This is a genomic window from Marinomonas sp. S3726, from assembly GCF_000967665.1.
Lineage (GTDB): Bacteria > Pseudomonadota > Gammaproteobacteria > Pseudomonadales > Marinomonadaceae > Marinomonas.
Genome location: NZ_JXYC01000015.1, coordinates 60,484 through 72,822 on the forward strand (window position 1 = coordinate 60,484; position 12,339 = coordinate 72,822).

At 39.7% G+C, this 12,339-nt stretch carries 10 protein-coding genes; 2 read left to right on the forward strand and 8 right to left on the reverse strand.

Annotated features, from left to right (window positions below; genetic code table 11):
* Positions 1-76: 76 nt before the first annotated feature.
* From htpG to sbcB, 7 genes are all read right to left on the reverse strand, one after another.
* On the reverse strand, positions 77-2,005 hold the full coding sequence (gene htpG / locus TW85_RS14215; protein WP_046017799.1) for a molecular chaperone HtpG: 1,929 nt from the start codon (positions 2,003-2,005) through the stop codon (positions 77-79).
* Positions 2,006-2,215: 210 nt separating this feature from the next.
* Complete coding sequence (locus TW85_RS14220; RefSeq protein WP_046017800.1) at positions 2,216-2,947, reverse strand: class I SAM-dependent methyltransferase; 732 nt, start codon at positions 2,945-2,947, stop codon at positions 2,216-2,218.
* On the reverse strand, positions 2,937-3,665 hold the full coding sequence (locus tag TW85_RS14225; protein ID WP_046017801.1) for a DUF599 family protein: 729 nt from the start codon (positions 3,663-3,665) through the stop codon (positions 2,937-2,939). The genes TW85_RS14220 and TW85_RS14225 overlap by 11 nt, the downstream gene beginning before the upstream one ends.
* 158 nt (positions 3,666-3,823) lie before the next feature.
* Positions 3,824-4,858: a dihydroorotase gene (gene pyrC / locus TW85_RS14230; protein WP_046017802.1), complete on the reverse strand. Its 1,035-nt coding sequence runs from the start codon at positions 4,856-4,858 to the stop codon at positions 3,824-3,826.
* Between the two features lie 86 nt (positions 4,859-4,944).
* Positions 4,945-6,810, reverse strand: coding sequence for a DEAD/DEAH box helicase (locus TW85_RS14235; RefSeq protein WP_046017803.1), 1,866 nt, complete (start codon positions 6,808-6,810; stop codon positions 4,945-4,947).
* Positions 6,811-7,213: 403 nt separating this feature from the next.
* Positions 7,214-8,287, reverse strand: a complete 1,074-nt coding sequence (locus TW85_RS14240) for an AI-2E family transporter (protein ID WP_046017804.1) — start codon at positions 8,285-8,287, stop codon at positions 7,214-7,216.
* Positions 8,288-8,324: 37 nt separating this feature from the next.
* Positions 8,325-9,776, reverse strand: coding sequence for an exodeoxyribonuclease I (sbcB, locus tag TW85_RS14245; RefSeq protein WP_046017805.1), 1,452 nt, complete (start codon positions 9,774-9,776; stop codon positions 8,325-8,327).
* A gap of 99 nt (positions 9,777-9,875) precedes the next feature.
* On the opposite strand from sbcB, the gene TW85_RS14250 reads away from it, so the two are divergent.
* Together TW85_RS14250 and TW85_RS14255 are read left to right on the forward strand one after the other, a co-directional pair.
* Positions 9,876-10,382: a YchJ family metal-binding protein gene (locus TW85_RS14250; protein WP_269447929.1), complete on the forward strand. Its 507-nt coding sequence runs from the start codon at positions 9,876-9,878 to the stop codon at positions 10,380-10,382.
* Between the two features lie 93 nt (positions 10,383-10,475).
* Positions 10,476-11,105, forward strand: coding sequence for a GNAT family N-acetyltransferase (locus TW85_RS14255; protein ID WP_046017806.1), 630 nt, complete (start codon positions 10,476-10,478; stop codon positions 11,103-11,105).
* Positions 11,106-11,186: 81 nt separating this feature from the next.
* Here the strand turns inward: TW85_RS14255 and TW85_RS14260 are convergent, their stop codons facing one another.
* Positions 11,187-12,098, reverse strand: a complete 912-nt coding sequence (locus TW85_RS14260; RefSeq protein WP_046017807.1) for an aldo/keto reductase — start codon at positions 12,096-12,098, stop codon at positions 11,187-11,189.
* Positions 12,099-12,339 lie beyond the last annotated feature (241 nt).

Sequence of the window (12,339 nt, forward strand, 5' to 3'; positions counted from 1 at the left end):
AACATAATAAAACTCTTTCCATAAAAAAACCCTGCTTAGCAAACTAAGCAGGGTTTTGATGTTCGAACAAATTAGCTTATTGGCTTAGTTGCACAATTAACTTATTCATACGGCTAACAAATGTCGCAGGATCTTCTAATTGACCACCTTCAGACAAGGTAGCTTGCTCAAACAACAACCAAGTCATATCAGCAAAACGCTCATCATCAGATTCAGCATCCATCTTAACAACAATTGGGTGCTCAGGATTAATTTCTAATGTTGGCTTAGAGTCAGGCAATTGCTGACCAGCTTGCTCTAACAAACGACGCATTTGCAAGCCCATGTCATGCTCACCTACTACTAAGCATGCAGGAGAGTTAGTCAAACGGTCTGTTGAGTTAACTTCTGCAACTTGCTCAGAAAGCACAGTTTTCATACGATCCAGTAAAGGCTTAAGCTGCTCAGCTTGCTCTTCCTTCTGCTTTTTCGTTTCTTCTGTTTCTTCTTCAGCAATATCTAACTTGCCTTTAGTAACATCTTGGAAAGATTTACCTTCAAACTCATTTAGGGAAGACATCATCCACTCATCAATACGATCAGAAAGAAGCAAGACTTCTAAGCCTTTCTTACGCAAGATTTCTAAATGAGGGCTATTTTTAGCCGTATTATGGTTTTCAGCATAGATGTAATAAATCTTATCTTGGCCTTCACCCATACGCGCAACATAATCAGCTAAAGATTGATCCTGTTTTTCAGTATCTGTATGAGTCGAGCTAAAGCGCAATAAAGCGGCCACTTTATCTTTATTACCCATATCATCTGCTGGACCTTCTTTTAGGACATTACCAAACTCATCCCAGAACGCCTGGTATTGCTCAGGCTCTTTTTTAGCCATCTTAGCCAGCATATCTAGCACACGCTTAGTCAAAGCGGAACGCATAGAATCAACAGCATGATCATTTTGTAAAATTTCACGTGATACATTCAAAGACAAGTCATTTGAGTCAACCACACCTTTTACAAAGCGCATATAAGGCGGCAAGAAAGCTTCAGCTTCATCCATGATGAAAACGCGTTGAACGTAAAGCTTAAGGCCACGCTGCATATCACGATTCCAAAGATCATGAGGCGCTTTACTTGGAATATATAGCAAGCTTGTATATTCCAACTTACCTTCAACTTTATTATGAGACCATTTCAGAGCATCTGTATAGTCATGTGATACATGCTTATAAAACTCTTGGTATTCTTCATCAGATACTTCTGAGCGAGAACGTGTCCATAATGCTTTCGCTGAGTTAACTGCTTCAAATTCAACCGCTTTGTTCTCATCAACAGGCTTAGGGTTACCCTCTTCATCAAATTCAGGATAAGCCACTTTTTCCATTTCTACTGGAATAGAAATGTGGTCAGAGTATTTAGTAACAAGTGTACGTAAACGGAAGTTATCAGCAAAATCAGCTTCGTCAGCTTTTAAATGCAAGATAATACGTGTACCACGACTAGCCTTTTCAATGGTTTCAATTGTAAATTCACCTGAACCATCAGAAACCCAACGTACAGCTTCGTTTTCAGCCGCTGCAGCATAACGAGTTTCAACCGTAACCTTGTCTGCCACGATGAAAGAAGAGTAGAAACCAACACCAAATTGACCAATTAGCTGGCTGTCTTTTTTCTCGTCACCACTTAGCTTTTCTAGGAACTGAGCCGTACCAGATTTAGCAATAGTACCCAAGTTGTTAATGGCATCATCACGTGTCATGCCAATACCGTTATCATCAATAACAACAGTATTAGTTTCTTTATCAAACTCAACACGAATACGCAGTTCTGTATCTTGAGCTAATAGCTCAGCATTAGAAACGGACTCAAAGCGAAGCTTATCAACAGCATCAGAAGCATTTGAGACAAGTTCACGAAGAAATATTTCTTTGTTTGAGTACAAAGAGTGAATCATCAAATGCAAAAGTTGTTTTACTTCTGTTTGAAAGCCTAACGTTTCTTTTTGTGTTTCAGTTGTCATATGACAAGTCGCTCCTAACGATTTGAATTCACTAAATAAATTCTTATTAATTCAAAAAATAGTGCAATTACATAATTGCTATCTTGATACTTTAGATAGAGACGTTGAAAAGGATTTCAAGGACAAGAAGGAAAAAAAGATAAATTGAATGAGGAAAACAAATATTTAAGCTATATAGGAGAAAGGCAAGTCACTTTCCCCTTGGTAAAATCAGTCTTTTTTGCGAATTAAGCTCAACCCATCACCAATAGGAATAAGACTGACATCCACCTCATCATCTTGCATGATAAAGTCATTAAGCTGGCGAACATATTGGGTATTTTTATCATCAAATTCAGCCTTAGCAACATTCCCCCACCAAAGCGTATTATCAATAGCAATACAACCACTTGGATTCAACATTGCTTTTGCCTGTTGATAATAAGTCAGCTGATTCGCTTTATCGGCATCGATAAAGACAAAGTCAAATGTCTCACCCGCTTGTACCAAAGATGCCATACTATCCATAGCATCTCCTAAACGAGTTTCTAACCTAGTACCTAAACCTGCTTTTTCGATATATGAATTAGCAACATCCAACCACATAGGTTTCTTTTCCAATGCCAACATACTAGCATCACCTGACATGGCCATGCCGATACACAAGGTGCTGTAACCAGTAAAAACGCCTATCTCTAAAATACGCTTAGGATTTTGCATTTTTACCAAGAGAGATAAAAGCTGACCTGTCTCAGGAGATATTTGCATTCTCGCCATATGATACAAAGAGGTCTCAGCTCTTATATCTTTTAGAATTGGGTGCTCTTTAACTGAAGACTTCAGTAAGTAACGATAAACATCATCATCAACTGCAACCGTTCTGTTTACAGGCTCCTGATCAAAACCGCCTAAAAAGTCAGCCTTTTCTTTTTCCGATAAACGCTCAGGTAATTTAGGTAGCATCTTTTACTGACAACCCACGGTTAAGCGTTTTAAACGTTTTTGAACGAAACTCTCGACGATATAAAATCGCGATCACAATAAGAATACTTATCAAGCAAAAGTAAGGCCCAAGAAACCAGCCAGCAAACGCTAGAGCAAAGTAAAAGGCACGCAAGCCATAATTAAATTGATTAGCAGCAAGACTACACACTTTGGCCATATGTTGAGCATAATGCTCCCTTTCCTCTTCAGACACCCCTCTATCAGTTGCTAATGGGGAGCTACCCACCAAAACAGAACAGAAATTATATTGCCTAACCGACCAAGTAAAAGTAAAAAAGGCATAAGTAAAGATAAGGATGAGAACAATTACTTTAAGCTCCCACTCTTGCTGGGAGTTTGGGCTCAACAATTTAAAGTCAGCAATGATACCAAGTGCTTTTTCCGAATAGTTAAATGCTGTAAAAAGACCCGCGATAATCAACAATGAGCTAGATGCAAAAAACAAACTGCTACGCTCAAGGTTAGCCATGATTGAAGCATCCGTAATACGGTTGTCTCGCTTTAATAAACGCTGCATCCAAGCAACACGAAACTGATGCAGCACACTCACCAAGCAATCTGAATGCTTAGATTGGTACTGAGCAAAAATGCTATAGCCTATCCAACCTGCAAAAAAAGCAAACAGGGTAAATACATCTAGGTGGGTAATCATGAGCGCAGGTTCTTCTGGTCGCATACAAGTCTCTTTCAGTCTTTAAACACAATTCACTAACTATTTTTAACAAGCTCAGATTATCAAGATACAATGACATTATTAGTATCTTAAAGAAATTATGCCTAAAAAAGCAGATTGTAAAAACAAGCTGCTTTTCACAATAGGGCTAATCTCTCAAATTAAGCCTTTAATTTCCAGTTCACAGTCTGACCAGCAAAGAAAGGCACAATAGGGTTACCGTTTGGCAAAATAATTTGTTCAGGAACCTGCCAGTCTTCTTTAACAAGTGTCACTGTTTCAGTATTTCTCGCTAAACCATAAAAGTCTGGTCCATTCTTACTGGCAAATGCCTCTAAATGCTCGAGTGCGCCAAGATCATCAAAAACTTGTGTATAAAGTTCTAAGGCAGACCAGGCACTATAACAACCAGCACAACCACACGCAGATTCTTTACGATGCTGCTCATGAGGCGCCGAATCTGTCCCCAAAAAGAACTTCTTAGAACCAGAAGCAACAGCAGCTTGCAGACCTTTTTGATGAGTATTTCTTTTCAAAATTGGTAAACAGTAATTATGCGGTTTAATTCCACCATCAAGCATATCATTACGATTTAACAGCAAATGTTGAGGTGTAATTGTAGCGGCTACATTATCATGCGCTCCAGCTACAAACTCAGCCGCATCAGCTGTTGTAATATGCTCAAAAACCACTCTTAACTGTGGAATTTTTTCAACTACAGCAGCCATATATTGATCGATAAATGCTTTTTCACGATCAAAGATGTCTATGTGCTTATGTGTCACTTCACCATGTACTAAGAGCAATAAGTCTTGTTTTGCCAACTCTTCAAACACAGGGTATAAAGCATCAAACGCACTAACACCAGCATCCGAGTTAGTTGTTGCACCAGCTGGGTACAACTTTGCAGCAACAACACCTGCTTCTTTCGCTAAACGAATATCTTCTGCAGTTGTTTTATCGGTTAAATAAATCGTCATAAGTGGCTCAAAGTCACTTCCTACAGGACGTGCTGCCAAAATACGATCGCGATAAGCAATAGCCAACTCACCATTTATTACTGGTGGTACAAGATTTGGCATAACAATAGCGCGAGAAAAGCAGCGTGCTGTTGCAGGCACAGTTTCATTCAACATATCGCCATCTCTGAAATGTAGATGCCAATCATCAGGTTTTAAAATAGTGATTTGATTCATACTCTGCCCTTTACTACTACAAGATTTATTTAAACAAATTTTAGCTAAAAAAAAGACCGCAATAGCGGCCTTTTCTCAACTCCAAATTAGGAGTTATTATCACGACGAGGACGATCCCCATCACGGCGTGGACGGTCACCGTCACGACGCGGACGACGATCACCATCACGACGCGGACGACGATCACCATCACGACGTGGGCGACGATCACCATCACGACGAGGACGACGGTCACCAGCAGGTCGCTGAGGTAACTTATCCAGTGATTCAAGCACGCTAACTTCAGCACGTTGACCACAAATACGCGTTTTAGCAAGCTTCTCTACTGAATCTTGCTTCATTTCAGCAGGAAGATCGACTGTCGCATAGTCTTCATAAATTTCAATGTGGCCAATGTAGCGACTTTCGATGTCTGCTTCATTTGCAATCGCACCAACAATGTTACCCGGCTTAACACCATCACGATAACCAACACTTAAGATGTAACGAGTCATCTTAGTCTCAGGGCTATCCTTAAGTGGCATAGGCTCAAGTGTTAATGGACGTTGCTTACGCGGCTCACGATCAGAGCGCTCACGACGATCGTTACGCTCGTCATTACGCTCACGGCGCTCTTGACGCACTTCCATTTCAGAAAGTAGTAATGGAGTCTTACCTTGTGCCATGTGAGCAAGTGCAGCAGCAACTTTAAGCGGCTCAGCTTCATGCTCTTTCTGATAGCTTTCAGCTAGTTCGATAAAGAAGTCTAGATCAGCATTATCTAAAGTATCTGTAATACGCTGCTTAAAGCGATTAACACGCTGGGTGTTAATGTCAGATGCTGTTGGTAGCTGCATACGCTCAATTGGCTGGCGAGTTGCGCGCTCAATTGCTTGCAACATACGACGTTCACGGTGAGCTACAAATAAAATAGCTGTACCTGTACGTCCAGCACGGCCAGTACGACCAATACGGTGAACATAAGATTCTGTATCGTAAGGGATATCATAGTTAACAACATGGCTAATACGATCGATATCTAGACCACGAGCAACAACATCGGTTGCAACTAGGATATCGATTTGACCACGTTTAATTCGCTCAACTGTACGCTCACGTAAATTCTGGCTAATGTCACCATTTAAGGCTTCACAAGCATGACCACGAGCAGTCAACTTTTCAGCAAGCTCAACAGTTGCAGCCTTGGTACGAACAAAGATAATCATGCCGTCGTGTTCCGACATTTCTAAAATACGTGTTAACGCATCTAGTTTATGTAGACCACTTACTTGCCAATATTTCTGTTCGATCGAAGTATTTGTTGCTGTTTTAGTAACAATCTTTACTTCTTTTGGATTATTCAGATGACGGTTAGCCACTTGGCGAATAACAGAGGGCATAGTTGCAGAGAACAAAGCGATTTGACGCTGCTCTGGTGTATGCTCCAAGATCCATTCAACATCATCAATAAAGCCCATACGAAGCATTTCATCCGCTTCATCAAGCACAAGTGCTTGTAAAGAATCTAGCTTCAATGTCTTACGACGAATGTGATCCATAACACGGCCTGGTGTACCTACAACAACTTGCACACCACGTCTTAGTTGACGAAGCTGCGTATCGTAGGACATACCACCGTAAATTGGCAAAACATGGAAATCAGGAATATTACGAGCATATGTTTGAAATGCTTCAGAAACCTGAATAGCCAACTCACGTGTTGGTGCTAGAACCAATAATTGAGTGTTTTTATCTTTTGGGTTAATTCTCGATAACAACGGTAGCGCAAAAGCCGCTGTTTTACCTGTACCTGTCTGCGCTTGCCCTAAAAGGTCGTGACCTTCTAACAAATGAGGAATACTTTGCGCTTGGATAGGTGATGGTTGTTCGTAGCCTTGATCGACTACGGCTTTTAAGACATTGGCATCTAAGCCCAATGAAGCAAAAGTAGGCTGAATATCAGCGTCAGACATGTATGTGAATACCTTTAGTTTTGGTGGGGGCAACTAGGTTGACCATAATGAATCCGGCCGTCCGCAGGACTATATCGGAAATCAAAATAGTTAAGTTGCAAATATCCGGGGAAATTCTGCGGCGCATTGTATACCAACTAAACAATGATAGCTAGCAACAAACACCATCAATTTAGGCTTATTGTTAAATTAGACTTTAATCTAAGCCACTGAATTTGAATTCACCACATTAACTGCCAAATTCACCCTTCCCACACATAACTAGAGCCAAATTGACTAGGTTTTATCACTTCAATTCGCTATACATAAATCAAACAAAAACAGAATAAATCAAGCAGATGTTTATGATCAGAGTATAGCCAGTAAAGAGTATAGCCTACTGACTATAACAAGCATCTATTAGTTACTTCTCATGGCCAATCGCCATACCATCAATCACTTTATTATAATGTGGCATTTCTGCGTGAGAACCTAACATCAACGCAATCCATCGTGTTCTTGGGTTTGCTTCTAACGCCAGCTTAACAATGATAGTCAGTGGAATGGAAAGCAGCATACCTACCGCACCAAATACCCAGCCCCACAAAATCAAAGACAAAAAGACAACTAAGGTGGATAAGCCTAAGCCTTTGCCCATATACCTTGGCTCTATCATATTGCCGACAACCAAATTAATGACAAGAAAACCTAAAGCAGCCAAGCCAGATGCTAATCCGCCCAACTGCACAAAAGCCAACATAACCGCCGGAATTGCCGCAATAATAGAACCTATGTTAGGTACAAAGTTTAACAAGAAGGCCGACACACCCCATAATAGAGGAAAATCCACTCCAATTATCCAAAGCCAGATTCCCACAACAAACCCCGTCAAAATACTCACTAAGGTTTTAATGGCAAGGTACTGATTAACGGCTTTTGAAAAAGCATCAAAGCGCTTCAAAGAGCCACTGGCATCATCCATAGCAGCGGAAAGCTTTGTTGGAAAATCAGCCGCTTCAAATAAAATAAATACAACAGTCATCAACACAACAAATACATTTGTCAGCACACCACCCAAGCTACTGAGTGCGTTTGTCACAACCTGCATCAAGATTGAAGGGTCAAAGTAACTTCTTATTTGATCGGCAGATATCGTAATTCCCACATGACTGAGCAATTCAGTCACACCTGACAATTCATTCGATAACCTTTCTTTATAGCCAGGAAGCGCGGCATAAAAGTCATCTAATGAACTACCAACAAAGATAACCAATGACCCTACAGAAAACACCATGAGTAAAACAACTAGCATCACAGCAATACCGATAGGCACCTTATGAGTTGCCAACCAAGCCAAGAGCGGTGCAAAAATAATTGCAATAAACATAGACAGCATAAAAGGCACTACGATTGCAGATGCGGCTTTTAAGCCTGCAATAATAATAACTAAAGATGCAAAGCCTACTAAAAAGTAAGTCGCTCTATGAGAATCAGCCAAGGTTATCTCCTTAATGTCTTGTTATTCATAGATAAAACTAACCCATTGGATAAATGCTTTGAGCATAATCGGCAAGATCTTGTAACATAATCTGCTTACCTTTAGGTAATTCAGTATCTAGTGCAAGTTCATTTAATCTTGCAAAAAATGCATCCATACAAATACTCGCACCAGCACTTTCATCCAAAAGTTTAGTACTACGATACTCTTCCCACTCTTGCCTTTGAGTATCTGAAAGTTGCTCAGGGTAATTACGACCTATGTAACGCATTAGCATTTCAGGTAAACGCCTATCATCAAACGATAAAGCAAGTTCTGATAAGGAGTTCGGGCCAGTATCTCTAATTTGTGCCATACGCGCTTTATCATCACGAGAAAAGAAACCTCCTGAATACAACATTACATCAGGGTCTTTATCAATCTGCTCTCTTTCCTGCATAAACACTTGGCTAATTTTATTAGCAAGTTCAGGGTAACTTTTTAATATGGCTAAATTTTGACGGCAAATTTCTCCATCTAAGTTTAGTCGAGCGACAACACTGGCATCCTTTAAGAAGGTAGCCGGCGCAACAGCTGGACTACGATTATAATGCAAGGTTTTAAGTGGTAATCGGGGGATATCACCAAGTTCTTCTTTATTTGAAAAAACTCTATGCCTGATTTCATCAACAGATAGATCAATAAGTGGCTGAGCATCTTCCATAAGGTCAAACAAGATCACACCATTTTTATTCGTCGGATGAGGAGCAATCGGAGCCACAAACGCGGCGTAATTTTTAGCCAGACCAAACATACCTGAAATATGTAAAAACGGCTTCATGCGATAAGGGTCAATGAATTGCTGTAACTCCCCTTTTTCACGCATCTTGAAATAGTAGTCATATAACTTAGGCTGTTTTTGTTTAATCAACTTAGCCATTTCAATCGTGCCATACACATCTGATAAGGCGTCATGTGCTTGCTCGTGAGCAATATCATTAGCTTTGGTCAGGTCTTCAAGCTTCAAAGAAACTTGCCCTTCCTGATTTTTTGGCCAATTGATTCCTTCAGGCCTAATGGCATAACACATACGAACAAGATCAATAATATCCCAGCGTGAGCAGCCGTTTTGCCACTCACGGGCATAAGGGTCGATAAAATTGCGGTAGAAACCATAGCGCACAACCTCATCGTCAAAGCGAATGCTATTGTATCCAAGAGAACAAGTACCAGGTTTAGCAAACTCTTTTTCAATTAAGGCCATGAATTCTGTTTCAGGGTAGCCTTCACGATTTGCGTCCTGAGGACTAATACCTGTCAGTAAACAGGCATCAGGATGAGGCAATACATCTTCAGCCAATTGACAGTAAATCATAATAGGTTCGCCTATCTGATTGAACTCAAGATCCGTACGAATGCCTGCAAACTGCATAGGTCTATCACGTGCTGGATCTACGCCAGTTGTCTCAAAATCAAACCAAAAAAAAGTAGAAGTTGTAGCGCCACTCACAAAATTTTCCTGTCAGTCAAAGAATAATGGCGTATTATAACCGCATTTTATTGCCTTATGGCATTAATAACTTAATTGTAAAAAAAGAGGAAGTCTCGCGTGTCTACCCCAAATAACTGTCCTTGTAACAGTAGCTTACCCTACGAAATCTGCTGTGGCATGTATCATAACAACCCAGGGACAGCGCCGACTGCAGAAGCGTTAATGCGTTCTCGTTACAGTGCATTTTATACAAACAACTTTGCTTATATTAATCGCACTCAAAAATTAAAAAGCAGCCCGAATCAAGATGAAGCTGAAATTGCTGACTGCAATAACGATACTCAATGGATCAAACTAGAGATTTTAGAGACTGAAAAAGGGCTTGAAAAAGACAAAGAAGGCATGGTGTCTTTTGCTGCTCACTTCAAAGAAGGCAAACATATTGGCAAACTTAGTGAACGCTCTTTATTTAAGCGCATAAAAGGCGAATGGTTTTATATCTCTGGAGAACATGAAGTAGAACAAAATACGCCATTAGTTAACTCCGCAGAGATGAAAATAGGTCGTAATGACCCCTGTCATTGCGGCTCTGGCAAGAAATTTAAAAAGTGCTGTGGTAAATAATCTAAATTTGACCAATCGGTTAACTTTTATTCGATACTAGCATATAATTTATGAACTCCATTCAGAAGACATTTTAACTATGAGAGCACATAAATGAATCTACTTGAACTAATGGGATATATCGCATCCGCTTTAGTCGCAATCTCCTTAACCATGAGCTCAATTGTCCGACTAAGGTGGCTCAATTTAGCAGGTGGTCTCACCTTTGCTTTATACGGCTTTTTAATTGGTGCTTATCCTGTTGCTGCGGTAAATTCTTTCACAGCTTGTATCAATATTTTTTATTTAATAAAAATTTATCGAGCAAAAGTCGAATTCAATGTTATTAAAAGTGGCACTGAATCTGGCCAGTCAGGTTATATAAGTTTTTTCTTAGATAGGTATAGCAAGGATATTAAACACTTCTTTCCTGACTTTGATATTTTTAAACAGGATGAAAGAAGAGAATATTATTTATTAACTGATCAGGAAACTGTTGTAGGAATACTGTCAGGTATACGATTGAGCGAAAGCCACTTTCAAATAGACCTTGATTTAGTTACCCCAACCTACCGTGACGCTCGATTAGGTAATTATTTATTTGGTGATAACAACCATTTTGCCGAGAAGTTTAAAATCGATAATATAACAGCAAATGCTCAGAGCGAAGCAAACAGACGCTACCTAAAAGGGATAGGTTTTAAGCCTATAAAAGATAATGTTTGGCAGTATCGCAACTCATAACACATAAAGTCCGGAACTAGAGCTTGGTTTCAACTCTAGTCTGGACCTAACAAAGACATGTTAAGTCCAGCACCAAATAGCTTAGGCTAAATCTTTACCTGTAGAAGCACACCACACACGATACCAATCATCATCAGCAAATTTAAGCTGACTAGCCGCTACCGCTTTTTCTAATCTGCCTATCTTACCAGACCCCAAAACTGGGCAAATTCCAGCGGGGTGCTTTAACAACCAAGCAAGTGCAAGTTGGTCAACACTAGCGCCATCATATTTTTCTGATATCGCTTGAAGCTGTTCACGAACCTTCACTTCCTGCTCATTACTTCCACTAAATAAACGACCACCGGCAAAAGGAGACCAAGCCATAGGCGTTACAGCATGCTGATGTAAGTGATCAATTTCACCATTGTCAAAAGACTGTGTCTGCAACACTGAATATTCAGATTGATTCGCAATTAGAGGAACATCAACTCTAGACTGCAGAAGATCAAATTGAGCGGGTGTAAAGTTAGACACACCAAAATGCTTAACCTTACCTTGAATCATTAAGTGTTCGAACGCACGCGCCACTTCATCAGCATCCATCAATGGGGTTGGCCTATGCAGGAGCAACAGATCTAAATACTCAGTTTGTAGTTGCAACAAAGAATTTTCTACCGAAGCAACAATATGATCAAAACTAAGATCATATTGATAGATTTCATGCTCTGGTCTGGCATTAGACTTGAGTTTGATTCCGCATTTAGATATGAGCTGCATGCTATCTCTTAAACTTGGCTTTAATGCTAACGCATCACCAAATAAAGCTTCGCATTGATAATCCCCATAGATGTCGGCATGATCAAATGTGGTTACGCCCAATTCAAGACAGGCCTCTATAAATGATAAGCGAGACTCTTTTGTCATATTCCATTCATCTGCTCTCCAAAAACCTTGAGCAATACGCGACCCTTTAAAACCTAATGGGTGATATTGATGAACTAATGTATTCAAAATATTCCTCTCATATAAAATAAGATCTTATTAACAAGATGTATTTATCTAACTTTATTTCAATAATATAAAGCGAGATTTCAAACTCATATGTTAACCATTTCTAAGCATTAATTAATCAAATAATTAAGAAATGTGAAAATTAAGAAGTTATTAAAATTTTCTTATGAAAATCACTTTTAACCTTATGCAATCTGGGTATGATAAAAAGAAACTAATTGAGCTGAAGTATTCATATGAA